The organism is Streptomyces sp. NPDC059785, from assembly GCF_042732375.1.
Taxonomy (GTDB): Bacteria; Actinomycetota; Actinomycetes; order Streptomycetales; family Streptomycetaceae; genus Streptomyces.
The window spans coordinates 1-25,409 of the sequence record NZ_JBHWHV010000078.1 but is presented as its reverse complement, the minus strand read 5'-3'; the positions used below and the strand labels follow the sequence as shown (position 1 = coordinate 25,409).

The window sequence follows — 25,409 nt, the reverse complement described above, 5'->3', positions numbered from 1 at the left end:
CTGTTCCGCCCGTTTCCCGTTCGTAGGGTGAAAGCTGTGACGACCCCTTCCACCTCACCTTCCCGCGCGGCGTCCGTGGACGTCGTGCTGCCCTGTCTCGACGAGGCCGAGGCCATTCCCTGGGTGCTGCGGCGCATCCCGCCCGGCTGGCGGGCGCTCGTCGTGGACAACGGCTCCACCGACGGTTCGGCCGAACTCGCCGAGGCCCTGGGCGCACATGTCGTGCGCGAGGAGCGGCGCGGCTTCGGGGCCGCCTGCCACGCGGGGCTGGCCGCGGCCACGGCGGACATCGTCTGCTTCTGCGACTGCGACGCCTCGCTCGACCCGTCCGGCCTGGTGCCCTTCGTGGCCGGCGTCGAGGCCGGGGAGGCGGACCTCGTCCTGGGCCGCCGCCGGCCGCGGGCCCGGGGCGCCTGGCCCGCGCACGCGCGTGCGGGCAACCTGGCGCTGGCCCGGCTGCTGCGGCGCCGTACCGGCCTGCGGCTGCGCGACCTCGGTCCGCTGCGGGCCGCCCGCCGCGAGCCGCTGCTCGCCCTCGGACTCACAGACCGCCGCAGCGGCTACCCGCTCCAGATGGTCGTCCGCGCCGCCGACGCGGGCTGGCGGATCACCGAGCACGACGTCCCCTATCTGCCCCGGACGGGCGCCTCCAAGGTGACCGGGACCTGGCGCGGCACCTGGCAGGCGGTACGGGACATGAGCCGTGTCCTGGCCGAACCCCCGGCGGCGGAATCTGTCCGGGAAGGAGCGCGCCCGTGACCACCCTTCTGGTCATCGCGAAGGAGCCCCGGCCCGGACGCGTGAAGACCCGGCTGACGCCGCCGTTCACGCCGTGGCAGGCCGCCGCGCTCGCCGAGGCGGCGCTCGCGGACACCCTGGACGTGGTCGCGCGCACCCCCGCGGACCGCCGGGTCCTGGTCCTGGACGGCACGCCCGGCCCCTGGCTGCCGCCCGGTTTCGACGTCGTGCGGCAGTGTGCGGGCGGTCTCGACGAGCGGCTGGCCGCGGCCTTCGCGCACTGCGACGGTCCGGCGCTGCTGGTCGGGATGGACACCCCGCAGCTCACCCCGGAGCTGCTCACCGTCGACTTCGCGGACTGCGAGGCGTACTTCGGTGCCGCCGAGGACGGCGGGTTCTGGGCGCTGGGACTGGCCGCACCGGATCCGTCGCTGCTGCTCGGCGTCCCCATGTCCACTCCGCACACCGGAGCGGCACAGCGGGCCCGGCTGACCGGGCTGCGCGTACGGGAACTGCCGGTGCTGCGGGACGTCGACACGGCGTACGACGCGGCACTGGTCGCCGAGGCGGCACCGGACACCCGGTTCGCCGCACGGTTGGCATTGTTCACGAGCGCCGCGACGCCGGCGCGGCTGACGGACCCGCGGCGATGACCGGGGTGACCGGCACGACCGGAGTGACCGGCACGACCGGAGTGACCGAGACGACCGGAGTGACCGGGACGACGCCGCCGTGGTCAGGGCACCGGCCCGGACCCGTTACGCCCCGCCGGACGGCGACCCGCACAACTGCGGCACAGGAACACCCGCCGGACGCCGACACCGGCTCCGCCGGCGCCTGGTCCGCCGACCCCTACGCCCGCGCCCTGCGCACCGGCCGGGGCCCGCTCTTCCTGCGCCGTACGGACGGCTGGCTGCTGCCGTTGGAGGTGGAGCGCTGGTGCGCGGCCGCCGACGCCGCCGACCTCGAGCTGCTGCGCCGCTGCGAGGGCGCGGTGCTGGACGTCGGCTGCGGTCCGGGCCGGCTGGTCGCGGCGCTGGCGGCGGACGGCCGGCGGGCGCTGGGGGTCGACGTGAGCGAGGCCGCCGTCGCCCGCACCACCGCGCTCGGCGGACGCGCCCTGCGCCGCTCCGTCTTCGACGCCCTGCCCGGCGAAGGCCGCTGGGGCACCGCGCTCCTGGTCGACGGGAACATCGGCATCGGCGGCGATCCGCGCTCCCTGCTCGCCCGGGCGGCCCAACTCGTCCGTCCAGGCGGCCTGTTGATCGTGGAGACGGTGTCCTGCGCGGACGTCGACGAACGGGTGCGGGTACGGGTCTCGGACGCGTACGGAGCCCAGGGCGGCACCTTTCCGTGGGCCCGGCTCGGCACGCCCGCCCTGCTGCGGCACGCGCGGGGCTCGGGCTGGCGCGCCGTCGATCAGTGGACGTCGGGCGACCGCTCCTTCGTCGCGCTGCGCGAGCGGGACGAGGGCCGCGACCGGGACGTGAACCGCGACCGCACCCGCGGCCACCCGCACCGCCGCAGGAGCAGCAGCGCCGAGCCGCCGAAGAGCGCGGCCGTCACCAGGAGCCAGCGGGCCGGGTAGCCGTCGGCGGACAGGGTGGTGGCCCGGGTGTAACGCCCGGCCACCGCACCGCCGATCAGCGGGAACCACACCAGGAGCAGCAGCCCCGACAGCAGGGCGGGCACCCGCACGTACATCACCAGGTGCCGGTGCCGGCCCGCGGCCCGTATCAGCGCCCGGTCCGCCGCCGCGTACAGCGGCAGCAGCACCAGGTCGTGGACGAGGGCCGACCCCGCGAACCACAGGGCGATCCGGAACCGGTCACCCGTCAGCAGCCGCGCTCCCGCGTACCCGGCCAGGGCGAACGAGCAGCCGAGCAGCAGGATGTGCAGCGGGTTGCCGAGGACGGTCCTGAGGCGCATCCCAGGCCGGAACAGGTGGCGCATCTCGGGCCTGGGAAGGTGGCGCATCGCAGGTTTCCGCAGGTGGCGCATCAAAGATCTCCGAAGGTCAGGCGGGCCACCCACTTGGTGTTGAGCACGCCGGGTGCCGCGGGCACGATGACGCGTGCCGGGTAGCCGTGGTCGGGGGTCAGGTCCGCGCCGTTCACGGACAGGGCGAGCAGTGAGCGCGGGTCGCCGACCTGGTTGGCGCGCAGGGCGGCCCGGCGGAAGGCGCCGTGCCGTTGCAGCGACTCCACGAGGACGTCCGGCGGGTCACCGTCGTGGCCGACGAGCGCCGCGAGGTCCCGCAGTCGTACGCCGCGCCAGGACTGGTCGGAGGTCGACCAGCCCTCCACGCAGGCGATCGGCAGGGCCGAGCCGTGCAGCGGGAGCCGCAGCAGTTCCGGGCGGCTCAGCCGGACGGTCCGGCCGCGGCCCGTGACGACCAGCCGCCAGGCATCGTCGCTGGTCTCGGCGGGGCGGATGCCCGCGTACCGTGCGGTCTTGTTGATCTGGAAGCCGCCGCCCGAGCCGCCGGGGCCGTCCGCCGGGTTCCCGCGTCCGTGCGGGGCGAAGAGCGCCGCACCGCGCAGCGGGTCGAGGCTCCGTCCGGCCGTCGTGACGAGCAGCAGGCTGGACGCCCCGCCGACCACGCCGAGCGCTCCCCGCCGCGAGACGGTGGGCGGGTCGGCGGCCTCCGGGTGCTCGGCGGGCGCGTCGCGCAGGTGCCGGAGGTTGCGCAGGTGCTGGAGATTGCGCAGCGCCACCGGCGTCTTGAGCACGGCGTGGGCGACGAACGCGGCGAAGAACACCCAGGCGCCGTAGAAGTGCAGCGGGTAGAAGGATCCCGGGAAGACGTAGTCCAACTGCACGTTGAGCATGCCGGTGACGAACTCGAACAGTCCGCCGCCGACGAGCAGCAGCAGCGAGAGCCGTTCCAGCGCGTGCGCGAGGGAGCGGGCCGGGGGCAGCGTGAACAGCTTGGGCGCCACCGACCAGAGCTTGGCGAGGAGCACCGGGATCAGTGTGATGCCGAGGGTGACGTGGACGCCCTGGGTGAGCCGGTACAGCCAGTGCGGGTGGGTCGGCCAGGGGAAGAGGTAGAGACCGAGGATCCCCTTGTCCGGGGTCTTGTCGTTCACCGGCGCCAGATCCGGGTTGTACGCGGCGTACGACAGCAGTCCCGTCACGAACAGCACGGTGATGCCGCCGAGCAGCACCACGCCGAGCACCGACGTCAGCCGGGGACCGCGCAGCGGACTGCGCCAGAAGGTCGGCGAGAAGGGGGAGGAGGCGGAGAGGGAGAACCGGGCCATGCCCCGACCGTAGGGGCGGTCCAGCCCGGCGGCGGGTCCGTGAACCATGACGAAAGTCTGACGTCGGCGCACGTCAGCGGTCCGCGCGGGGCTTCGCGACCTAACGTGCTCGCGTGCTTCCCTCCTCTCCCCTCCCCCGTCATCGCGCCGTCCGCCGGGACGTGTACGCCGCCGCCGGCGCCGTCCTCCTCGTCATAGTGGCGGTGGTCGTCGGCACCGTCGTCGAGCACCGGGACGGCACCCTGCGCGTCGGCTGGCCACCGCTCTACGCGAACTGGCACCCGCACCTCGGACCCGGCACTCCGGGAGCCGTCGCGGTGGCGGTCGCCGTGGTGGCCTTCGGTCCCCGCGTGGCCGGTCGCCTGCCCTGGCGCGGACTGCTGCCCGCCGTCTGGGGCACGGCACTGGCCTGGACATGGTGCCTGGCGCTGGTCGACGGCTGGCACCGGGGCGTCGCCGCGCGGCTGACCACGCACAACGAGTACCTGCGGGTCATCGGCCGCTTCCACGACATCCCGTACGCCTTGCGGGACTTCACCCACCACATCCTGTTCGGCGCCCCGGACAACTGGCCCGCGCACGTCGCGGGACATCCGCCCGCGGCCACCGTCACGTTCGTCCTGCTGGACCGGATCGGGCTGCGCGGCGGCGGCTGGGCGGGCGCCTTCGTCATCACCGTCGGGACGACCGCGGCGGTCGCGGTCCTGATCGCCGTACGCACCCTGGTGGATGAGCGGGCGGCCCGCCGTGCGGCGCCCTTCCTGGTGCTGACGCCGGGTGCGGTGTGGGCGGGCACGTCGGCGGACGGCTACTTCGCGGCGGTCGCAGCGTGGGCGGTGGCCTTCCTGGCGCTGGCGGTGACGGGCCGCCGTCCCCGGTGGACCGGCTTCGCCGCGGGGCTGCTGTTCGGGCTGACCGCCTATCTGTCCTACGGGCTCACGCTGTTCGCGGTCATCGGCGCCGCGGTCCTCGTCCTGGGGACCCGGCGCACCCCTGTCCTTCCCGGCCTCGTCCTCGGACTCGCAGTCGTCCCGGCCGTGTTCACGGCGGCGGGCTTCGACTGGTGGGAGGCGTACCGGCTGCTCGTCACCCGCTACTACCAGGGCGCGGGCGGCGTCCGGCCCTACGGCTACTGGGTGTGGGCGAATCTGGCCTGCACGGTGTTCATCGCCGGTCCGGCGACGGCGGCCGGTCTGCGCCGCGCGGCGGCGACCCTTCGGCGCCCGGCGGCGGACAACGCCGGGCGCAGCCCCGCCCCGGGCGGGGAGCGGCGCCCCGTCCCGGACGCCGGGCGCAGCCCCGCCCCGAACTCCGGTCGCCGCCTCGGTCTCCTGCTCGCCGCCGCCCTGCTCGCCGTGCTGATCGCCGACCTCTCCGGCATGAGCAAGGCGGAGACGGAGCGCATCTGGCTGCCGTTCGCGCTGTGGCTGCTGCCGGCGTGCGCGTTCCTGTCGGGGGCACGCGTCTGGCTGGCGGGCCAGGCGGTGCTCGCCCTGCTCGTCAACCACTTGCTGCTGACCGGCTGGTGACCCGCCGTCGTGCCCGCGCGGCCGGGCCGGTCAGCAGGCGTCGACGAAGGTGACGGTCTCACCCAGCGGCGCCCTGTCCGTACGGGCGTGGTGGACCGTGATGTCCTCGAACCCGATCGACATGCCGCAGAACAACAGGAGTCCGTCCGGAGGCGACAGGACCTCCGCGACGGTCCTGTGGTACTTCGCCCAGGCCATCTGTGCGCAGCTGTGCAGCCCTTCGGCGCGCAGCAGCAGCATGACGGTTTGCAGGAACATGCCGACGTCGGACCACTGGGGCGCGCCCATGCCGCGGTCTATGTAGCAGAACAGCGCGGCGGGCGCGCCGAAGCACTCCCAGTTCCCGGAGACGGCCCGGTGGCGGGCCTCCAGGTCGTCCCTCGCTATCCCGAGCGAGCCGTAGCGCTGCTCGCCGAACGCGGAACGGCGTTCCTGGTAGGGGGACTTCAGGACCGGCGGGTACTGCTCGTACTCCGGCTCGTCCCAGGGCTCGCCCAGGGCCAGGCGTTCACTGGCGCGCTTCTTGATCTCGGCCAACGGCTCGCCCGTCACCACGTACGCGTGCCACGGCTGGATGTTGGAGCCGGACGGCGACCGGGTCGCGGCCGACATCACCCGTTCCAGCACCGCTTTCGGGACGGGCCGGTCGACGAACCCGCGTACGGCCTTCCGGCTCCTGACCGCCTCGTAGACGTCCAAGTCGCTCACCTTCTCACCTGTCCGACCGACAGAGTCAGTGACGCTCACGACGGCGATAGTATCACTCGCGACCATCTCATCCGTGACTCTCACGGGAACGGGGTGCCGACGGCCGGGGGGCCGATGGCTCACATCTCGTCGTCGGCGGGGTAGGCGATGCGGGTCAGCAGCTCCGTCAACCGCTCCCGGTCGCCGGCTCCGAGGCCGGCGGCCAGCCGCTCGGCCAGCGGTTCCGCGGCCACATGGGCCGCCTCGAACAGCTCGCGCCCGCGCGGCGTGATCTCCACCGCCCGCGCCCGCCGGTCCCCCGGCACGCTCTTGCGCACGGCCAGCCCCTTGCGCTCCAGGTCGTCCACGACGCGCATGATTCCCGCCTTGTCCGACCCCGTCTCCGCCGCCAGGTCCCGCTGCACCGTGGGCCCGCGGTCCATCAGCACGATCAGTACGGCGAAGTGCCGCAGTTCGACGCCGAGCGGCCGCAGCGCCTCCGTCATCACGGCGGCGGCCCGCCAGTGCGCGCGGCGCAGCAACAGGCCGAGGGCGAACGGCGATTCGTCTCCGGGGCGACCGGTGGCGTGGGCGGTCGTGCGACGGGCATCAGCGGTCATGTCGCCACATTACAGCGCCTGATCCGATCGCTACGGTATCGATCGATACCAGAAACCGCCGCGCGTCGAGCACGTCGCCTGGGTCTCGGAAACGGCTCATCGGCCGACAAACGGCCGACAAGAAGGTTGACAAAAACGTTGACAGGAAACCCCCAGCACACGGCTACGTAATTCACAGCACCCGCTGGTGGACTCCACCCGCTCCGTTGCCGGTCGTGCACATGACACGACGCGGTGCGGGCCGGTGCCGGAGCGCAGTCCCCGACAACCTACTTCCGAAGGGACCATCAAGGTGCCAGAAGACACCCCCCACCGTGGGTCAACGGGCAGATGGCGGCGGGCGTGCGTGGCCTGCGCCGCGGGTACGGCCCTCGTCCTCGGCGGGATCTACGCGCACGCCGAGGCCGCGAGCCCGCGGACCGCGCCCGTGTCCAGCACGTCGACGGCCGCCACCGCCTCCGTCTCCAGCGTGGTCGACGCGGCCAACGCGTTCCTGGCCACGCTGAGCACGGACCAGAAGAGCAAGGTGCTCCTCGGCCTCACCAAGGCCAACGCCACTGCTTGGTCGAACCTCCCCTGCGGTTCGTCCTGCCGGGTCGGCATCCAGTTCAGCACGCTCAGCAGCACCCAGCTCGCCGCCGCCAAGGCCGTGGTGCAGGCGGCCACCGGCACGGGCAGCGGCACCGGGTACGACCAGGTCTCGCAGATCCTCGCGGCCGACGATGTCCTCGGCCAGAGCTCCGGCGGCTACGGCAGCGGCAACTACTACCTGGCGTTCCTCGGCACGCCGAGCACCAGCGGCACCTGGCAGCTCCACTTCGGCGGCCACCACCTCGCCGTCAACCTCACCTACGCCGACGGACAGCTGGAGGGCACCACCCCGTACTTCGTCGGCGTCGAACCGTCCAGCTGGACCTCCAACGGCACCACGTACGCGCCGCTGAAGGGCATGCGCGACGGGATGCTCGCCATGCTGGGCGGCCTCAGCTCCACGCAGCTGACGCAGGCCAAGCTGTCGCAGTCGTTCAGCGACGTGCTGCTCGGACCGGGCAAGGACGGCGCCTTCCCGACCACCAAGCAGGGCCTGGCCGTCAGCCAGCTGACCTCCGCGCAGAGGCAGTTGGTGCTCGCGGCGGTGGCCCCGTGGGTCAAGGTGGCGGACGACACGACCGCCGCCTCGCTGCTGGCCACGTACGAGTCGGAGCTCGACCAGACGTACATCTCGTACTCCGGCAACTCCACCCTGACCGCCCAGGGTGACTACGTACGCATCGACGGACCCGGCGTCTGGGTCGAGTTCGTCTGCCAGAACGGTGTGATCTACCGCAACCAGATCCACTACCACACCGTCTACCGCGACCACACGCGCGACTACGGCGGAGAGTTCTCCTTCTGATGGACCGCCCACCGCTCTCGCTGTCGTCAGCGCTGCGCATGACGGTCGGGGTCGCGGTGGCGGTACTGGCGGCGCTGCTTCTGGCGGCGCCGCCGGCCGCCGCGCATCCCATGCCGCACTCGGTGGTCTCGCTGGACGTGCACGCCGCGTCGGTGACCGCCGAACTCGACCTGCCGGTCACCGACTTCGCCACGGCCAGCGGGATACCGCTGACCGACACCACGACGGCCGGGCAGCTGTCGGCGTACGCGCCCGCCGTCCGCCGCTACCTGCTCGCCCACCTCCACCCGGCCACCACCCGGGGCACCGCCTGGTCCGTCACCGTCGGCGCCATGACGCTCAGCCGCGCGGAGCAGACCGCCAGCGGCGCCTACCGCGAACTGACCGTCCGGGCGGCACTGACCCCGCCCGCCGGCGGTGATCCGCGGCGGTTCGTCCTCGACTACGACGCCGTCGTCCACCAGGTCGTCACCCACACCGTCCTGGTCTCCGTCCGCCAGGACTGGGCCACCGGCCGGGTGGCCGAGGACGGCGGGTCCACCGCGGCCTCGGTCGGCGTCATCAGCACCGACACCCGCACCATGACCGTCGCCCCGCTCACCGTCGATCTCGAGGACGGCAGCGCCTGGAGCGGCACCTACGCGATGTTCCGGCTCGGCGCCACCCACATCCTGGAGGGCACCGACCACCTGCTGTTCCTGCTGGTCCTGCTGCTCCCCGCGCCCCTGCTGGCCGCCGGTCACCGCTGGAGCGGCCGGACGAACAGCAAAGCCGCCCTCGCCCGCATCGCCCGTACCACGCTCGCGTTCACCCTCGGCCATTCCGCCGCGCTCGCGCTGAGCGCGTTCGGCCGGCTCGACATCCCGGCCCAGCCGGTCGAGGCGTTCATCGCCGTCAGCATCCTCATCGGCGCCGTCCACGCCATGCGCCCGCTCTTCCCCGGGCGGGAGGCCGTCATCGCCGGTGTCTTCGGCCTCGGCCACGGACTGGCCTTCTCCCTCACCCTCGCCGAGATGAACCTCTCGACCGGTCAACTGGCGCTCAGCCTGGCGGGCTTCAACCTCGGCATCGAGTGCATGCAACTCGTCCTCGTCGTGCTCGCCCTGCCGACCCTGCTCTGCCTGACCCGGCTCCGCCACCACGCGGCCCTGCGCACCGGGAGCGCCGCTCTGACCGCCACCCTTGCCCTGGGCTGGCTGCTGGACCGCCTGGGCGTGACCAACCCGGTGGCCCGAGCGGCGGACACCGCGGGAACGCACACCTCGGAACTGCTCGCCGTCCTCACCGTCACCGCCATAGCGTCGACCACATGGCTGACCACGACCCACCTCGGCCGGACCCGCCTGCGCCGCGTCCTCCGACTCCGCCGCCGCGAATCACTGGTCGAACCGTGAGTTCACCAAAGAGCGCGGCAGTGGACGCACGCGAGAGCGTCGGACGCTGTCGGAGCGAGGTGGTATGCATGCCGCATGAATCCTGATCAGGCGGATCCCGCTGAGCTGGCGGAGCTTCGGGCGGCGTTCGGCACCGGTGACGGAGGTGCGTCGGCGCTCGGCTGGGAGGCGGTCCGTGCCTTCGAGGCGGACCACGGGATCGTACTGCCCGAGCCGTACCGGAGCTTCGTCGCCGAGATCACGGACGGTTCGTCGTCCGGGCCGCCGGAGTACGGGCTGCTGCCGCTCGCGGAGCTGCCGGACGACTGGGGTGGCGGCGGGCGGGAGCGCGAGCTGCGCGAGGCGTTTCCGCTGGCGGAGGCGTGGATGTGGGAGGAGGACGAGGAGCCGGCCGACGACGCCGGCCGGCTCCTCGACCGGGTCCACCACCACGGCTCGGTCGTGCTCGGCACCGACGGGTGCGCGATGAACTGGCACCTCGTCGTCACCGGGCCGCACCGAGGACACGTCTGGCTGATCACGGACGTCGGTGCCGTCCCCTTCGGCGCGCAGTTCGGTTACACCACGGCAGAGCCCGGCTTCGCCGGCTGGGTCCGGCACTGGGCGGAACACAAGCCCTGGTACGACGCCGCCTGACTCCTCTCAGGCCGGGCAGGTCGGGTCGTCGTCCGGGGTGGTGGGCGACGGCGAGGGGTCCGGGGTGGGGCTCGCCGAGTCCGACGGGCAGTCCTCCGGAGGGGTCGGGTCCGTGGTCGGCGTCGGCGAATCGGACGGGGACGGTGTCGCGGAGTCGGACGGGGACGGATCCGGGGTCTCCGAGGGACCGGTCTCCGTCGCGGACGGCTGCGGGGACGGCGAGGGCGAGGACGAACGCGTCGGTGACGGAGAGGGCGTACGGGTGGGGGTGCCGGGGTCATCGCCGATGATGACGCCGTCCTCGCCTCCCTGTCCGCCGCCGCCGTCGCCGTCGACCGGCTCCGTCGCCGGGGTGTCGCCGCCCGCCCCGGGGGACCGCGGGATGACGCCCTCGCCGTCCGGCACGGTGTGCACCCCCTGCCGGTAGAAGTCCAGCCAGCGGCGGACGAGGTCGAGGTAGGCACGCGAGTTGTTGTAGCTGAGGACGGCCCGGTCGAGGTCGGCCGCGACGCTCAGGTTCCGGTCACCGGCGCACAGGTAGTGCCCGGCCGCCAGCGCCGCGTCGAAGACGTTGTCCGGGTCACTGCGGCCGTCGCCGTTGCCGTCCGCCCCCCAGCGGGCCCACGTCGACGGCAGGAACTGCATCGGTCCCACCGCCCGGTCGTACACCGTGTCCCCGTCGTAGGCACCGCCGTCGCTGTCCAGGACGAGCGCGAAGTCACGGCCGTCGAGCGCCGGGCCCGTGATACGGCTCAGCGTGGTCCCGTTCCGGTCGACCGCGCCGCCGCGCGCCTGTCCCGACTCCACCTTGCCGATCGCGGCTAGCAGTTCCCAGGGCAGCCGGCAGCCCGGATCGGTCCGCCCGACGGACTTCTCCGCGTCCCGGTACGCGCGCAGCACGGTGCCCGGGATACCGGACTCGGCGCGAATCTGGTTCACCTGCGCCACGTGCGGCTCGGCCTCCGGCGAGACCAGCGGCGGGAGTTCGGTGTGGTAGGAGTCGTCGTCGGGCGGCGACAGTTCGGAGTAGGGCAGGTCGGCGGCCGGGGCGGTCCGGTCGTCGGCGTCCGCGCGGCCGTGGCTCTTCTGCGACAGTCCGGGGGCCTGGGAGGCGGTGAGCGCCGCGACCGCGGTCACGGCGATGGCGGTGGCCCGCAGCCCCTGCCGGGTCCGGGCGGGCACGCGTCGGGCGCGGTGTCGGGGCATGGTCTCTCACTCCCAGGTCTCGGTCGCGGGTCGTACGTGCAATCGGTGAGCGCTCGACGGGCCTCAGCGGCCGAAGGTGTCGATGCCCGCGACGAGCCAACGGCCGTCGCGCCGCAGCAGGTCCACGGCGAGCATCGCCCCGGCGTACGTGCCGTCGTCCGCCGCCGCTTCCTCGTCCTTCGTCTGCTTGCCCTTCGCCGACTTGTCGCCGGCCGTGCTCACGCTGCTCTGGTCGGCGTAGACCAGGACACGGGCCCGGTCCCCGTCGATGCGTTCCACGGCGCTGTCGGTGACCGTCGTGGTGATCACCGCCTTCTGCTGGTCGGCCCGCTCGCGGATGTCGCCGAACATGTCCCGGTGCTGGGCGACAGCGCGTCCCGTCAGCCACTTCTTCGCCGCCGCGTCGAAGGCGTCGGGGTCGGCGTGGTCGTACGAGAAGAGCGCGGCGACGGCGGTGGCCGTCTGCCCCTTGATCTCGCTCGTACGGGCGGTGTCGGAGAGCGCGGTGTTACGGGCCGCGGGGGCGTCGCGCAGGCTCTCGGCGCGGGCGTGCGCCCAGCCGGCGAAGCCGCCCAGGAGGAGGGTGAGGAGGCAGAGCGCCGCCAGGGTCCGGCGGGGGGTGCTGCGGGCGCGGCGGGGAGTGGTCTCGTCCGGCGGGGCCGGGGACTTCGCACGCTCGGGCCGGGGCTCGGACCGCCGCGCGGACCGGCGCTCGGTCTGACGCTCGGTCCGGGTGTCGGTCGTGAGGACGGCGACACCGGTGCGGCGATTCGCCGTCTCGTCCGACGTCGTACGCCGGGTGCGGGACGGTGACGGCTGATCGCGCGGTTCCCCGCGCCCCTCAGGGGCGTCAGGGGTGCCCTGGGCGCGGAGCGCCTCGCGGGCCTGGCGGCGGCGGGCGCCGTTGAGGTGATGGCGGGTCGTCGGCATCGTAAGTCGTCCTCTCCTGCGGCCGCGTCAGCCGGCCGGCGTGGAGCCGACCGGGGCCTGGCCCAGGGCGCTGAGCTTCCAGTGGCCGCCGGTACGGGTCAGTTCGCCGAGCATGCGGCTGTCCTTGTCGGTGCCCGCCTTGCCGGGCGTCTTCACCGTCACCCGCAGGGCGACCAGCACCCGCGCGCGGCCGGCCCGGTCGTCGAGTTCGGTGAGCGCGCCGGAGAGCACCTTGGCCGTGGTGACCGTCTGCGCGGTCTTCACCTGGGTGGCGAACTCGTCCCGCCCGTCGACCAGTTGCCTGTGCAGGTCCCCGGTGGTCGAGGTCTCCCACAGATCGAGGCCGCGGTCGATGTCGCGGTGGTCGAGGGTGTTGAGGTTCTGGACGGCCTGTTCACCGGCCGCGAGGGCGTCGTCGCGCTGCTCGGCGTACGCCACGGTGTCGTCGTGCGCCGCGTCGTACCAGTCCCAGCACGTCCACGCGGCGAAGCCGCCCGCGATCAGGGCGAGGACGAGGGCGAGCGCCGTGATCGGCCGGGCCCTGAGCCCGGCCACCGCGCTGATCCCGCGTTTCATGGGTGTTCCCCTCTTCCGCACCCGCTCAGCGGGTCCTGATGTCGACGATCCGCCACTGGTCCTTCTCCCACCGCGCGGTGACCGTGAGCTGGGCCGCGGCGGAGGTGGTGCCGTCCTTGCCCCGGTCGGAGACCTGGTCGAGGAAGACCAGCAACCGCGCGCTGTCCCCGTCGAGTTCGATGACTCCGGTGCGCACGGCCTGTGTGCTGAGGGTGACGCGCTGCTTCTTGAGGTCCGCACGGACCCGGTCCATCAGCTCCGCGTACTGGCGGGCCGCGCGCCCGTCGAGCACGGAGTCCGCCGAACGCTCGGTGGCCGCCAGGCCGTCCGGCGTGTACGAGAAGACACGGGCGAGGGCGTTGCTGACGTCACCGGCGACGCGGGTGGTCGCCTCGGCGTCCGTCAGCGCGTGGTTCCCGGCGGAGGGCGTGTTCCTCAGTTGGTGGGCGCCGTAGAAGAACGCGCAGCCCGCGAGGACGAGTACGGCGGCGGTCGCGGCGGGCACGATGCGCCGCCACAGTGACGCCCGCCGTCCCTCCTGACGCCCGGCGGCCTCCGGCCCCTCCTCCGACTCGGCCGACGCCTCCGACTCCTCCGGACCCGATTCGTCCGAGTCCGACCCCTCCGAGCCCGATTCCTCGGACACCTCCGCATCCGGCGTCTCCGAGTCCGACAGCTCCGGCTCCGCCGCCTCCTCCGACGCGGCGGAGCCCCGCAACCGCCCGAGCTGCAACAACCGTGTCATCGGTCCCCGTCCCCCTTGTCCCCCGCGTTCGCCTCGTCCCCCTCCGCCAGCGGTACCGCGCTCAGTGCCTTGACCTTCCAGTCGCCCCCGTCCGTGCGGGCGAGCACGGCCTCCAGGCGTTTGCGGTCCGTGGTCGCCGTCTTCGACCCGGCGGGCGTGACCTCCACGCGTACGGTCGCGACGAGCTTGGCGGTGCCCGCGCGGGTGTCGAGGGCGGTGAGCGCCGCCTCCGTGACCGTGCCGCGGGCCGAGGCACCGACCGCGGGACGGGTGGCGCCCAGTTCCTTGCGCAGCGGACCGGTCGAGGCGGCACGCCAGTCCTGGATGGCCGCCCGTGCCCGGTCCTCGGAGGAGGCGTCGAGGGTGTTGAGTACGGCGAGCCGTTCGCGTCCGTCGGCCAGTGCCGCGTCGCGTTCACGGCCGTAGGCGAGCGAGTCGTCGCCCCGTGCCTGCGCGTACGTCCACGCCCCGGTGCCGCAGAACGCCAGTGCCAGCGCCAGTCCCGCCCCGGTGAGGACGCGGGCCCGCCTCACCGGCCGGCCTCCGGGTCCGCGCCGAGGAGCCCCGCCAGCCCCTGTGTGCCGGTGCCGCCCGTGCCCGGCAGGGCAAGCGCGCCCGGCAGCGACGCGGTGGAGGACGATGAACCCGACGAGCCCGACGCGGTGGTGCTCGCGCTGCCCGAGGGCAGGGAGCCGGCCTTGGCCGGTTCGGGGACGGCGCCGCCCTTGGGGGCGTTCGCCGAGCCGCGTACGTTGATCCCGCTGGACGCCGGGGCGGTGCAGGAGGCGCCGGTGTTGAGGGCGGGGGCGGTGCCGAGGTCGAGGCCGTCGCGGTAGCGCGTGCCGCCGTACCCGTCGGTGCAGGGCAGGGGCTTGAAGAAGGTGACGGCCAGGCCGAGCTTCATCTTTCCTCCGTCGACGGCGGTGGCGCCGGCGGAGACCGCCGCCGGGTACTTCACGAGGAGTTCCTCGATGCCGCGCTGCCGGGTGACGGCGACCTCGGAGGTGGTGAGCAGATTGGCGAGGACCACGCCCAGGCTGGGGTCGAGGTCCCGCAGCAGGCCGCTGACCTGGGTCGCGGCGTCCGGTGTGACGGTGAGCAGACGGCGCAGGTCGGTGTCGGAGCCCTTGAGGGTGGCGGCCAGTTCCGTGGCGCCGTCGGCGAAGCCCTTGATGGCGTCGGCCTCCTCGGCCTGGGTGCGCAGCACGGTCTCGCCGTCGGTGATCAGGAGCGTGGTGGAGGGCAGGTTGCGGTCGGCGGCCTCGATGAACTCGCTGCCGTTGTCCAGCAGTACCTGGAGGTCGTCGCCGTGTCCCTCGAAGGTCTTGCCGAACTCGTCGACGACGGTGCGCAAATCCTCCAGCGGTACGGACTCGGTGAGGTCGTTCACGCTGCTGAGGACGTCGGTGACGGGTGCGGGCACCTCGGTGTCGGGCAGTTCGATCCGGGCGCCCTGGGCGAGGTAGGGGCCCTTGTCGCTCTCGGGCCGCAGGTCGATGTACTGCTCGCCGACCGCGGAGAGCCCGGCGACCACGGCCCGGGTGTCGGCCGGGATGCGCGGTGCGGACTTCTTGATGTGCAGGTGCGCGACCACCCCGTCGGCGGTGAGGTCGATGTCACCGACCCGGCCCACCGACACACCCCGGTAGGTGACGTCGGCGTGCGTGAACAGGCCGCCGGTGCGCGGGAGTTCGACGTCCACGGTGTAGTGGTCGGCGACGCCGACGTACCGGCCGAGGTCGGCGTAGCGGATGCCGACGAAGCCGAGGACGAGGACGGCGATGACGAGGAAGGCGAGGTTCTTCAGGCGTACGGCGAGGGTGATCATCCCTGGGTGCCTCCGCTCCCGGTCGGCGTCGTCACGGAGGGCAGGGGCAGCGGCGCGGAGGGCGAGCTCTCGGCGCCCGGCTCCTTCTCCTTCGTCCCGGACTTCTTCTTCGTCTCGGCGTCCTGGCCGCTCTGGGGTGTGGCGGAGGGCGTGGCGGTGGGCGACGGGGTGCTGCCCGGGATCAGGGGCGGGACCACCTGGGTGCCGGGTTCGGCGGTCATGTTCAGGTACACGTTGAGGTAGTCGCCCTTGACCCCGTTCAGCACCTCGTCCGTGAACGGGTAGGTGAGCAGCACCTGGAGGGAGTCGGGCAGGTCGCTGCCCGCGTCGGCGAGTGCCTTCAGGGTGGGTGCGAGGGCCTTGAGGTCGGCGACCATGTCGTCCTTGCTGGTATTGACGGTGGAGACGGCGACATCGGACAGCGTGTCCAGGGACCGCAGCATGGTCAGCAGGGAGCCGCGCTGTTCGTGCAGGGTCTTCAGGCCGGGCGACACATCGGTGAGGACGGTGCGTACGTCGTCCTTGCGGCCGGCGAGCGTCGCGGCGAGCCGGTTGACGCCGTCGAGGGCGTCGGTGATGTCGCCGCGGTGGTCGTCCAGGTTGCCCACCAGTTCCTCGACCCGCTTGAGCATGGAGCGCACCTGGGGCTCGCGTCCGCCGAGGGCCTTGTTGAGTTCCTGGGTGATGGTCTTGAGCTGGGCGACGCCGCCGCCGTTGAGCAGCAGGGACAGGGCGCCGAACACCTCCTCGACCTCGGTGTTGCGGCCGGTGCGGGAGACCGGGATGACGTCGCCGTTCCCGAGCCGCCCGGTGCCGGCCGGTTTGGCGGGCGCGACGAGCTGGATGTACTTCTCGCCGAGCAGGCTGGACTGTTCCAGGCGGGCTCCGGAGTCGGCGGGCAGCTCGACGTCGCCGTTGATCTCCATGGTGACGCGGGCCGACCAGTCCTCGCCGTCGAGGCGGATGCGGGTGACCCGGCCCACGGCGACGTCGTTGACCTTGACCGCGGCCTGCGGTACGAGACTGAGGACGTCGTCCAGTTCGGCGGTGACGGTGTAGGGGTGGGAGCCGAGGTCGGCGCCGCCGGGCAGCGGCAGGTCCTCGATGCCGTCGAAGTGCGGGGCGGTGCCGGCGAATGCGCCGAGGGCGAGGGCGAAGCCCAGGCCGAGGGCGAGGATCCCGCCGATCCCGATTCCGGCGGCGGCCGAGGTGGTCAGCACACCGCGCCGCACCCTGCCGTGGTCCGCCCCGGGCTCCCTCTCGTCCGCGCCCGCGTCCTCGACAGGGGCGTCCACCGGGTCGGGCGCCGCCGACCGACGCCGTATGCCGCGCTTCACCGCTTTCCCTCCCCCGAGGTCGCGGAGGATCCGGTCGCGGAGCTTCCCGTCGCGGAGCCTCCCGTCGCGGGCAGGGGCAGCAGCGGGCCGCCCATGCTGATCTCGTTGAGGTCGGCGCGGCCGTCGAGCATGCCGGTGTCGGTGTCGTAGGCGCCGACGAGGTTGTCCGCGGCCAGGGGTGCGACGTCCAGGGCCTCCGCCAGCGAGCTGCGCTGGCGGACCAGGGTCTCGGTGAGCGGCACCAGTTTGTCGACGTTCTTCTTCAGTTCGCCCCGGTTGTCCTTGATGAAGGTCTTCACCTGCCCGAGGGCCTTGCCGAGCTCTTCGAGGGCGCCCGCGAGGTCGTCCTTGTTGTCGGCGAAGAAGCTGACGACCGTGTCCAGGCGCTCCTGTGCGGTGCGTACGTCGGTGTCCTTGTCCTTCAGCATGGTGGTGAAGGTCTGGAGGCTGCTGAGGGTGGTGAACAGGTCGTCGCTGGAGCCGTCGAGGGTCTTGGCGGCCTTGCCGAACTGCTCGATGCTGTCGCCGATCGCCTCGCCGTTGCCGTCGAGGTTGGCGGCGCCGGTGGTCAGCAGGTCGGACAGCGCGCCGGAGGAGTTGGCGCCGTCGGGTCCCAGTGCCTTGCTGAGGTCGGTGATGGAGGCGTAGAGCTGGTCGATCTCGACGGGGGTGCGGTTGCGGGAGGCGGGCAGTACGGCGCCGTCGGCGAGGGACGGTCCGCTGCTCCAGGCGGGGGTGAGCTGGACGTAGCGGTCGGCGACGATGCTGGGCGCGACCACCAGGGCGCGCGCCGACCTGGGCACGCGGACGCCGTCGTCGAGCGCCAGCTCCACCCGTACCCGGGTGCCCTGGGGGCGTACCGACTCCACCTCGCCGACCCGGACCCCGAGGATGCGCAGGTCGGAACCGGCGTAGATGCCCACAGTACGGTCGAAGTAGGCGGTGATGCGGGTGCCGGAGGAGTCGAGGGCGCGGGCGGTGGCGAGGCCGGCGGCGACGACGGCCAGCACGGTCACCGCCGCGAGGAGCTTCCTGCGCCTGCTCGACACCGGTCTGTTCCTGGCTCGCTCGGTCATCACTCACCGCTCCCCTGGGCCGCCGTCTGCTTGGGCGGCATGCATGACTTCTCGGGCTGGGAACCCGCGGGCAGGTAGTCGCGGGGCACGACCCCGCACAGGTAGCTGTCGAACCAGCGGCCGTTGCCCAGGGGGTTGCCGACGAGGCGGTAGTAGGGGCCGACCAGGGCCAGCGTCCTGTCGAGCTGGGTGCTGTTCTTCTCGAGGACGGTGGTGACGCGGCCGAGCGCCTTCAGGGTGGGGTCGAGCTGTTTCTCGTTGTCCTTGACCAGGCCGGACAGTTCGGTGCCGAGGGCGCGGCTGCCGGTGAGCAGGGCGCTGATGGCGTCCCGCCGGTCCTGGAGTTCGCCGAGCAGGGGTCCCGCGTCCTCGATGAGGGTCTCGAAGCCGGACTTCTTGTTCTCGAGCGTCTTGGTGAACTTGGCGCTGCCTTGCAGGAGTCGGGAGAGTGCGCGGTCGCGCTTGGAGACGGTGCGGGACAGGTCGGTGAGTCCGGTGGCGGCCTTGCGGACGTGCGGCGGCGAGTCCTCGAAGGTCTCGGAGATCGTCTCGAAGCTCTTGGCGAGCTGCTGGGTGTCGATGTCGTCGACGGTGGAGCTGAGATCCTGGAACGCCTGGGTGACGTCGTACGGCGAGGTGGTCCGGGTCCGCGGGATGCGGTGGCCGGGGTCCTGCTCGCGGGTGCCGAGCGGGTCGAGGGCCAGGTACTTGTCGCCGAGCAGGGTCTTGATGGCGATGGCCGCGGTGGTCCGGTCGCCGATCCAGGCGTCCCCGACCTCGAAGCTGACCTTGACCCGGTCGCGGTCGAGGGCGACGCCGGTGACCTCGCCGACCTTGACTCCGGCGACGCGCACCTCGTCGCCCTCGCCGAGCCCTGCGGCCTCGGTGAAGTCGGCGGTGTAGGCGGTGGCGCCGGTCAGGGAGAACCGGTCGGCGTTGTAGGCGAAGACGGTGAGCAGGGCGAGCAGCGCCAGGCCGACCAGGGCCACGGTAACGGGGTTGCGTTCCTTGACCGGCTTCAGGCGCGGAGGGCGGGAGCGGCGGGGTGCGGGGGCGGGCGGGTCGTTGCGCCGGCGCGGCAGCAGCAGGGTCATGCGCCGCACCTCGCTTCGGTGACCGCGATGCCGGTCGGCGGTTTCGAGCCGTCGGAGGTGGTCACACCGCCCACGCGGGCCTCACAGAGGTAGAGGTTGAACCAGGAGCCGTAGGACGAGAGCCGGCCCAGAGCGGTCAGCTTGGCGGGCGTACGGTCGAGGAACTGCTCGATCTGCGGGGTCGCGTCGGCGAGGTTGCCGGAGAGCCGCCCGAGCTGGTCGATGTCCTGCTTGAGCGGCGCGCGCCCGTCCTCCAGGAGGTCGGCGGTCACGGTGGTGAGGTCGCCCATGGCGGTGACGGCCTTGCCCAGCGGCTTGCGGTCGTCGTTGAAGCCGCTGACGAGCTTCTGGAGGGTGTCCACGAGGTCGTCGAAGTCGGTCTCCCGGTCGTTGAGGGTGGTCAGGATCGTGTTGAGGTTCTTCACGACGTCGCCGATCACCTCGTCCTTGGCGGCGACCGTCGTGCCGAGCGAGCCGATGTGCTCGATGAGGCTGTCGACGGTGCCGCCCTCGCCTTGGAGGACCTGCACGATGGAGCCCGCGAGTTCGTTGACGTCCTTCGGGGAGAGCCCCTCGAACAGCGGCTTGAAGCCGTTGAAGAGCAGGGTCAGGTCGAGGGCGGGGGCGGTGCGGTCGAGCGGGATGGTGTCGCCGGAGTGCAGGGTGCCGGTGAGGTCCCCGCTGCCGCGGTCCAGGGCGACGTAGCGCTGTCCGACCATGTTGAGGTACTTCACGGCGGCGGTGGTCGAGCGGGGCAGGGTGCGGTCGTCGCGGACGGTGAAGGTGACCTGGGCGGTGCGCCGGTCGACGACGCGGACGTCGGTGACCTCGCCGACCTCGACGCCGGAGACGCGCACGCTGTCGCCGTCGGTGAGTCCGGTGACGTCGGTGAAGAGCGCCTTGTAGGAGACGCTGTCGTCGTCGCCGACGCCGGTGCCCGCGACGCTCACCCCGAGGACGGTCGTGGCCAGCGCGCTGACCAGCACGAAGACGAGGGACTTGACGACCGGGCCGGTCAGCGGGCGGCGCCGGGTGTGGGTGGAGCGCTGTGGCGTCATCGCAGGGTCACCTCCGTGCCGCGCAGCGCCGGTCCGACGAGCAGGCTGCTCCACTCGGGAAGGTCGGCGGGGGTCTTGCCGGTGGCCGGTGCGAGCAGTTCGTTGACGAGGTCGTTCTCCTGCGGGGAGTTGGCGGGGCCGAGGTCCTGCTCGGCCGCCGCGGATCCCTGTACGGCCGGTTTCACGGAGACGCCGAGGTAGGGCACGGGGTAGCAGCGGGGGCCGCCGCCGGCGTCGTAGGAGGGGGTGTCGGTGCCGGGGCGGTAGGCGCCGCGGGAGGGCACGGTGGTGACGTCGACGCGCAGTCCCGGCCGGTCGGTGCCCTTGCCGAGTGCCTTGTCCATGGCGGGCACGAAGTCGGCGAGGGTGCGCAGGGTGCAGGGGAACTCCGCGGAGTACTCGGAGAGCAGTTCCAGGGTGGGGCGGGAGGCGGCGCTCAGCCGGATGATGTTGTCCTTGTTCTGCCGCAGGAAGCTGGTCAGGTCCTCCGCCGTCCTGGTGGTGGCGCCGAAGGTGTTCGCGAGGTCGCTCTCCTTCTCCGCCAGGGTGCCGCTGGTGGTGGTGAAGTCGGTCAGGGCCGTGAGGATGTCGGGTGCGGCGTCGGCGTAGACGTGGCTGACTTTCACGAGCTCCTTCAGGTCCCGGTTGAGGGTGGGAAGCTGCGGGTTGAACTTCTTCAGGTGCGAGTCGAGGAGGGTGAGTGTCTCGCCGAGCCGGTCGCCGCGTCCCTCCAGCGCCTGGGAGACCGCGGACAGGGTGGCGGAGAGCTTCTGCGGCTGGACGGCGGTGAGCATCGGCAGCACGTTGTCGAGGACCTGTTGCAGTTCGACGGCGTTGGCGGAGCGGTCCTGCGGGATGACGGCGCCCGCGGCCAGCGGCTCGGCGGAGGGCGACGCGGGCGGTACGAGCGCGACGAACCGTTCACCGAACAGGGTGGTGGGGAGCATCTGCGCGCGCACGTCGGCCGGGATGTCGCCGAGGGCACCGGGCTTCAGGGCGAGGGTGAGGCGGGCGCCGTCGTCGGTGGCGTCGATCTTCCGGACCTCGCCGACGACCACGCCGCGCAGCTTCACCTCGGCGCCCAGGTGCATCTCGTTGCCGACGTTGCCGGTCTGAACGACCACCGGGTCCGAGTCGGTGAACTTCTTGTCGTAGACGGCGACGGCCAGCCACACCAGCAGGACCGGGACCACCAGGAAGACCACTCCGGCGAGCCGGCGGCGCAGCGTCGCGCCCGAAGTCGCGCTCATCTCACCCCGCCACCTTCACGGTCGTGGTGGCGCCCCACAGGGCCAGGGAGAGGAAGAAGTCGGTGACGCTGATCAGCACGATGGCGTTGCGCACCGACCGGCCGACGGCGACGCCGACCCCGGCGGGGCCGCCGGAGGCGCGGTAGCCGTAGTAGCAGTGGGCCACGATGACCATGACGCTGAAGATGAGCACCTTCAGGACGGAGAGCAGCACGTCCACGGGTGACAGGAACAGGTTGAAGTAGTGGTCGTAGGTTCCTCTGGACTGGCCGTTGAACAGGACCGTGACGTAGCGGGAGGCCAGGTAGGAGGAGAGCAGTCCGATGGCGTAGAGCGGGATGATGGCGACGACGCCGGCGATGATGCGGGTGGTGACCAGGTAGGGCAGCGAGCGGATGCCCATGCCTTCGAGGGCGTCGACCTCTTCGTTGATGCGCATGGCGCCGAGCTGCGCGGTGAAGCCCGCGCCGACGGTCGCGGAGAGCGCGAGTCCGGCGACGAGGGGGGCGATCTCGCGGGTGTTGAAGTAGGCGGAGACGAACCCGGTGAAGGCGGCGGTGCCGATCTGGTCCAGGGCCGCGTAGCCCTGGAGTCCGACGACGGTGCCCGTGAACAGGGTCATCGCGATCATCACGCCGATGGTGCCGCCGATGACCCCGAGGCCGCCGGTGCCGAAGGCGACCTCGGCGAGCAGCCGCTGCACCTCCTTGGTGTAGCGGTGCAGGGTGCGCGGGACCCAGAGCAACGAGCGGACGTAGAAGAGAAGTTGGTCGCCGGAGCGGTCGAGCCAGACGAGCGGGGAGGCCACCGGGGTTCAGCCTCCCTTCGGTGGTACGAGCTGGAGGTAGATGCCCGTCATCACCATGTTCACGAAGAAGAGCAGCAGGAAGGTGATGACGACGGACTGGTTGACGGCGTCGCCGACGCCCTTGGGGCCGCCGCGCGGGTTCAGTCCGCGGTAGGCGGCGACGATGCCCGCGATGAACCCGAAGATCAGCGCCTTGAGTTCACTGATGTACAGGTCGGGCAGCTGGGCGAGGGCGGAGAAGCTGGAGAGGTAGGCGCCGGGGGTGCCGTCCTGGAGGAAGACGTTGAAGACGTAGCCGCCGATGATGCCGACCGCGGAGACCAGTCCGTTGAGGAGCACGGCCACGCCCATGGTGGCCAGGACCCGGGGCACCACCAGGCGCTGCACGGGAGAGACGCCCATGACCTCCATGGCGTCCAGTTCCTCGCGGATGGTGCGCGAGCCGAGGTCGGCGCAGATCGCCGAGCCTGCCGCGCCCGCGATGAGCAGGGCGACGATCAGCGGGCTCGCCTGCTGCACGACGGCGAGCACGCTGGCCCCGCCGGTGAAGGACTGGGCGCCCAACTGCTGGGTGAGCGAGCCGACTTGGAGGGCGATGACGGCGCCGAACGGGATCGAGACCAGGGCCGCGGGCAGGATGGTGACACTGGCGATGAACCAGAACTGCTCGGTGAACTCCCGGAACTGGAACGGCCGGCGGAAGATGGCGCGGGCCACCTCGGCGGCGAGCGCGAAGAGCCGTCCGGTCTGCCGCAGGGCGCCGGTGATCATGCGCCGCTCCCGACGGCGGGCGTCGGCAGCGTCGCCGTGGTGGTGCCGGGCGCGCCCGCGGTGGAGCGGGCGGCGTAGGTGCGCTCGATGGCGGCGCGGGCCGCGGGCGGCAGCCGGTCGAGCATGCCCAGGACCCGTTCGCGGCGGCGGGTGACGGCCTGGCGCGGCGGCAGTCCGGGGGACGGCTCCAGTTGCGGGACGATCTCCCGGGGCCCGTCCGCCTCCCCGCGGGAACCGGCGGCCTCGGTGGCGAGGGTGGCGGCGTCCTTCTCCTCCGACATGCCGATCGGGCCCTCGCGGCGCCCGGCCAGGAACTGCGCCACGACCGGTTCCTCGCTGGTCAGCAGCACCTCGCGGGGGCCAAAGGTGACCAGTTCGCGCCGGAAGAGCATGCCCATGTTGTCGGGGACCGTGGCGGCGATGTCGAGGTTGTGGGTGACGATCAGCATCGTCGCGTCGATCTGCGCGTTGAGGTCGATCAGCAGCTGGGAGAGGTAGGCGGTGCGGACGGGGTCGAGCCCGGAGTCGGGTTCGTCGCACAGGATGATCTGCGGGTCGAGGACGAGCGCGCGGGCGAGTCCGGCCCGCTTGCGCATGCCGCCGCTGATCTCCCCCGGCAATTTGCCCTCGGCGCCGAGGAGTCCGACGACCTCGATCCGCTCCATGACGATGCGGCGGATCTCGGACTCTTTCTTGCGGGTGTGCTCGCGCAGCGGAAAGGCGATGTTGTCGAAGAGGGACATGGAACCGAAAAGGGCGCCGTCCTGGAACATGAGCCCGAACTTTTTCCGGGTCTCATAGATATCGCGTTCCGGGCTGTTCACCATGTCCACTCCGTCGATGAGGACACGGCCGCGCTCCGGTTTGAGAAGTCCGATGAGCGACTTCAGAAAAACGGTCTTACCGGTGCCGGACGGGCCGAGCATTACGCTGACCTCTCCGGCCGGCAGGGTGAGGCTGACATCCTGCCAGATCCTCTGCTTGCCGAAGGACTTGGTGAGACCGTCGACCACCACTTCGATTCCCATATCACCTCCAAAGAGGGTGAGGCGGCGTGTACCGCGGAGCGCACGTTAAGCAGGCGCGCGGTTTGCTGACAATAGGTGGGGCGCCGGGTTCTGCCCGCCTCTCCGTTCTTTGTCACCGCGCTGACAACAAAGGCCGCGGACTTTGTCTCCTGGGTGCGGGGCAGGGTCGCGCGGCTCCCGGAGGGAGTGGTTCCGCGCAGCCCCGCCGGCGGATGTCCGCCCCGGAAGGAGGACGAGGCCGGATGTCATCCGTCGCCGCTCCTCGGCCGGGAGGGCACCCACCAGGAGATCAGCGCCGCGAACGGCACGTTACGGCCGAGTAACCTGAGCAGGCAAGAGTGGGTTACGACTTTGTTCAAGGTTTCGGTTCGGCCATCGACTCTTTGGCAGCGCGGCGACAAATCGGGGGCTTCTTCTTGTCACCGGGTGAGTAATTGCGGCCCTCGTCCGCCCGGTCGGCCGTCATATGCCACAATCGGCCTGATCCGGCGCCGGGTCCGTTCCGCGGCACCGTCTTTAGCAACGGGTGAGCAAGTCGCCCCGCGGACTGCTCACCCGGGGAACAGATATGGCCACTTCCCCAAAGAATCATGGCCGGTGGCATTGTTCCGCCAAGTTTCCCGCAAGTAACGTCGAGGTCGCGGTCGAGGATTCCCGGGCCGCGGACCGCCCGTTTCTCCCGTTATCGGAGCGGGCGCGATCCTCCCCCTGCCGGTCAGCGGTCCTCCCTCTGCCGGTGAATCGACAAGGAGACTCCCCACCTCATGAAGAAGCCCCTGACAAGAATCGCCGTGGTCGCCGGTGCGGGCGCCGCCGCATTCGCCATGGCCGTCGCCCCCGCCTCGGCCGTCCCCTCGACGGTCTGGACCGTCACCCCGTCGCCGGCCAACTTCACCGCGACGAACGTCGGGAACATCGTGCTGACCGCCAACATCCCGATGACGTGTACGACGTCGACCGCCACGGGCACGATGGCCAGCACCACCGGCAACCCCGCCACGGTGGCCCAGATCAACGCCATCAACTTCGGCACCAGTGCCTCGCCGTGCACCAGCGTCCTGGGCAACGTCACGACCACCCCGACCACCCCCTGGACCGTGGTGGCGACGGACTACAACTCCTCGACCGGTGTGACGACGGGCTACATCGGTGGCGTCAACGCGAAGGTGACCGCGGGCGCCTGCGTCTTCACCGTCACGGGCAAGGCCACCGGCACCTACACCAACTCCACCGGCATCCTGGCGGTCAACAGCGTCAGCGGCGACCTGACCGTGGCCTCGGCCTCCGGCTGCGGCACCGTCGTCACGACCTCCACCAAGCCGACCTTCAAGGGCAACTACAAGGTCGTGGTCACGGGCACCAGCACCATCCCCACGATCGTCGGGTCCAACCCGTAAGCGGACAGCGGCTCGTGAGCGCCCGGCCGGTGTGACCGC

The 25,409-nt window shown here is 72.0% G+C and carries 25 protein-coding genes; 8 read left to right on the top strand and 17 right to left on the bottom strand.

Annotated elements, in window-relative coordinates:
• Positions 1-27 precede the first annotated feature (27 nt).
• Genes ACFV6E_RS37990 through ACFV6E_RS37980 form a run of 3 tightly spaced genes read left to right on the top strand, consistent with a single transcriptional unit; the run spans position 28 to position 2,326 of the window.
• Complete coding sequence (locus ACFV6E_RS37990) at positions 28-759, top strand: glycosyltransferase family 2 protein (protein WP_385467986.1); 732 nt, start codon at positions 28-30, stop codon at positions 757-759.
• Positions 756-1,391 (top strand): DUF2064 domain-containing protein, encoded by a 636-nt coding sequence (locus ACFV6E_RS37985; protein WP_385171764.1) that lies wholly within the window; start codon positions 756-758, stop codon positions 1,389-1,391. The genes ACFV6E_RS37990 and ACFV6E_RS37985 overlap by 4 nt, the downstream gene beginning before the upstream one ends.
• Positions 1,388-2,326 carry a class I SAM-dependent methyltransferase gene (locus tag ACFV6E_RS37980; RefSeq protein ID WP_385467984.1) on the top strand — a complete coding sequence of 313 codons (939 nt, stop codon included), beginning with the start codon at positions 1,388-1,390 and terminating at the stop codon, positions 2,324-2,326. The genes ACFV6E_RS37985 and ACFV6E_RS37980 overlap by 4 nt, the downstream gene beginning before the upstream one ends.
• A gap of 412 nt (positions 2,327-2,738) precedes the next feature.
• On the opposite strand, the gene ACFV6E_RS37975 is transcribed toward ACFV6E_RS37980, so the two are convergent.
• Positions 2,739-4,004 (bottom strand): molybdopterin-dependent oxidoreductase, encoded by a 1,266-nt coding sequence (locus tag ACFV6E_RS37975; RefSeq protein WP_385171770.1) that lies wholly within the window; start codon positions 4,002-4,004, stop codon positions 2,739-2,741.
• Positions 4,005-4,117: 113 nt separating this feature from the next.
• On the opposite strand from ACFV6E_RS37975, the gene ACFV6E_RS37970 reads away from it, so the two are divergent.
• Positions 4,118-5,533, top strand: a complete 1,416-nt coding sequence (locus tag ACFV6E_RS37970; protein ID WP_385467982.1) for a hypothetical protein — start codon at positions 4,118-4,120, stop codon at positions 5,531-5,533.
• A 30-nt stretch (positions 5,534-5,563) separates the two neighbouring features.
• Here the strand turns inward: ACFV6E_RS37970 and ACFV6E_RS37965 are convergent, their stop codons facing one another.
• Together ACFV6E_RS37965 and ACFV6E_RS37960 are read right to left on the bottom strand one after the other, a co-directional pair.
• Entirely contained in the window at positions 5,564-6,232 is a 669-nt protein-coding gene (locus ACFV6E_RS37965) for a nitroreductase (protein ID WP_385468017.1), read from the bottom strand.
• A 128-nt stretch (positions 6,233-6,360) separates the two neighbouring features.
• Complete coding sequence (locus ACFV6E_RS37960; protein ID WP_385467980.1) at positions 6,361-6,840, bottom strand: MarR family winged helix-turn-helix transcriptional regulator; 480 nt, start codon at positions 6,838-6,840, stop codon at positions 6,361-6,363.
• Between the two features lie 346 nt (positions 6,841-7,186).
• On the opposite strand from ACFV6E_RS37960, the gene ACFV6E_RS37955 reads away from it, so the two are divergent.
• The 3 genes from ACFV6E_RS37955 to ACFV6E_RS37945 all read left to right on the top strand — a co-directional run bounded on the left by ACFV6E_RS37955 (position 7,187) and on the right by ACFV6E_RS37945 (position 10,266).
• Positions 7,187-8,236, top strand: a complete 1,050-nt coding sequence (locus ACFV6E_RS37955; protein ID WP_385467978.1) for a DUF3500 domain-containing protein — start codon at positions 7,187-7,189, stop codon at positions 8,234-8,236.
• Entirely contained in the window at positions 8,236-9,630 is a 1,395-nt protein-coding gene (locus ACFV6E_RS37950; RefSeq protein ID WP_385467976.1) for a HupE/UreJ family protein, read from the top strand. The genes ACFV6E_RS37955 and ACFV6E_RS37950 overlap by 1 nt, the downstream gene beginning before the upstream one ends.
• 75 nt (positions 9,631-9,705) lie before the next feature.
• Positions 9,706-10,266 carry an SMI1/KNR4 family protein gene (locus ACFV6E_RS37945; protein WP_385467974.1) on the top strand — a complete coding sequence of 187 codons (561 nt, stop codon included), beginning with the start codon at positions 9,706-9,708 and terminating at the stop codon, positions 10,264-10,266.
• Between the two features lie 6 nt (positions 10,267-10,272).
• On the opposite strand, the gene ACFV6E_RS37940 is transcribed toward ACFV6E_RS37945, so the two are convergent.
• The 14 genes from ACFV6E_RS37940 to ACFV6E_RS37875 all read right to left on the bottom strand — a co-directional run bounded on the left by ACFV6E_RS37940 (position 10,273) and on the right by ACFV6E_RS37875 (position 23,973).
• A complete protein-coding gene (locus ACFV6E_RS37940) occupies positions 10,273-11,472 on the bottom strand; it encodes a lytic transglycosylase domain-containing protein (protein ID WP_385467971.1) in 1,200 nt (399 codons plus the stop codon).
• Between the two features lie 63 nt (positions 11,473-11,535).
• Complete coding sequence (locus ACFV6E_RS37935) at positions 11,536-12,402, bottom strand: hypothetical protein (RefSeq protein WP_385169305.1); 867 nt, start codon at positions 12,400-12,402, stop codon at positions 11,536-11,538.
• Positions 12,403-12,429: 27 nt separating this feature from the next.
• Positions 12,430-12,978 (bottom strand): hypothetical protein, encoded by a 549-nt coding sequence (locus ACFV6E_RS37930; RefSeq protein ID WP_385169307.1) that lies wholly within the window; start codon positions 12,976-12,978, stop codon positions 12,430-12,432.
• A 25-nt stretch (positions 12,979-13,003) separates the two neighbouring features.
• Positions 13,004-13,723, bottom strand: a complete 720-nt coding sequence (locus ACFV6E_RS37925; RefSeq protein WP_385169311.1) for a hypothetical protein — start codon at positions 13,721-13,723, stop codon at positions 13,004-13,006.
• The gene (locus ACFV6E_RS37920; RefSeq protein WP_385169314.1) at positions 13,720-14,256 is read right to left on the bottom strand and encodes a hypothetical protein; all 537 of its coding nucleotides are present in this window, start codon (positions 14,254-14,256) and stop codon (positions 13,720-13,722) included. The genes ACFV6E_RS37925 and ACFV6E_RS37920 overlap by 4 nt, the downstream gene beginning before the upstream one ends.
• Entirely contained in the window at positions 14,253-15,551 is a 1,299-nt protein-coding gene (locus ACFV6E_RS37915; RefSeq protein ID WP_385169317.1) for an MCE family protein, read from the bottom strand. Before ACFV6E_RS37915 ends, ACFV6E_RS37920 begins: the two co-directional genes overlap by 4 nt.
• Positions 15,548-16,771 carry an MCE family protein gene (locus ACFV6E_RS37910; RefSeq protein WP_385169342.1) on the bottom strand — a complete coding sequence of 408 codons (1,224 nt, stop codon included), beginning with the start codon at positions 16,769-16,771 and terminating at the stop codon, positions 15,548-15,550. The genes ACFV6E_RS37915 and ACFV6E_RS37910 overlap by 4 nt, the downstream gene beginning before the upstream one ends.
• Before the next feature lie 113 nt (positions 16,772-16,884).
• Positions 16,885-17,964 (bottom strand): MCE family protein, encoded by a 1,080-nt coding sequence (locus tag ACFV6E_RS37905; protein ID WP_385169319.1) that lies wholly within the window; start codon positions 17,962-17,964, stop codon positions 16,885-16,887.
• On the bottom strand, positions 17,964-19,058 hold the full coding sequence (locus ACFV6E_RS37900) for an MCE family protein (protein ID WP_385169322.1): 1,095 nt from the start codon (positions 19,056-19,058) through the stop codon (positions 17,964-17,966). Before ACFV6E_RS37900 ends, ACFV6E_RS37905 begins: the two co-directional genes overlap by 1 nt.
• Positions 19,055-20,116, bottom strand: coding sequence for an MCE family protein (locus tag ACFV6E_RS37895; protein ID WP_385169324.1), 1,062 nt, complete (start codon positions 20,114-20,116; stop codon positions 19,055-19,057). Before ACFV6E_RS37895 ends, ACFV6E_RS37900 begins: the two co-directional genes overlap by 4 nt.
• Positions 20,113-21,366 (bottom strand): MCE family protein, encoded by a 1,254-nt coding sequence (locus ACFV6E_RS37890; RefSeq protein ID WP_385169327.1) that lies wholly within the window; start codon positions 21,364-21,366, stop codon positions 20,113-20,115. The genes ACFV6E_RS37895 and ACFV6E_RS37890 overlap by 4 nt, the downstream gene beginning before the upstream one ends.
• Before the next feature lies 1 nt (position 21,367).
• Positions 21,368-22,174 carry an MlaE family ABC transporter permease gene (locus tag ACFV6E_RS37885; RefSeq protein ID WP_385169329.1) on the bottom strand — a complete coding sequence of 269 codons (807 nt, stop codon included), beginning with the start codon at positions 22,172-22,174 and terminating at the stop codon, positions 21,368-21,370.
• A 6-nt stretch (positions 22,175-22,180) separates the two neighbouring features.
• Positions 22,181-22,945, bottom strand: a complete 765-nt coding sequence (locus ACFV6E_RS37880; RefSeq protein WP_385169332.1) for an MlaE family ABC transporter permease — start codon at positions 22,943-22,945, stop codon at positions 22,181-22,183.
• A complete protein-coding gene (locus ACFV6E_RS37875) occupies positions 22,942-23,973 on the bottom strand; it encodes an ABC transporter ATP-binding protein (protein WP_385169335.1) in 1,032 nt (343 codons plus the stop codon). The genes ACFV6E_RS37880 and ACFV6E_RS37875 overlap by 4 nt, the downstream gene beginning before the upstream one ends.
• Before the next feature lie 764 nt (positions 23,974-24,737).
• Here ACFV6E_RS37875 and ACFV6E_RS37870 point away from each other — a divergent pair.
• Positions 24,738-25,370: a hypothetical protein gene (locus ACFV6E_RS37870; RefSeq protein WP_385169336.1), complete on the top strand. Its 633-nt coding sequence runs from the start codon at positions 24,738-24,740 to the stop codon at positions 25,368-25,370.
• Positions 25,371-25,409 lie beyond the last annotated feature (39 nt).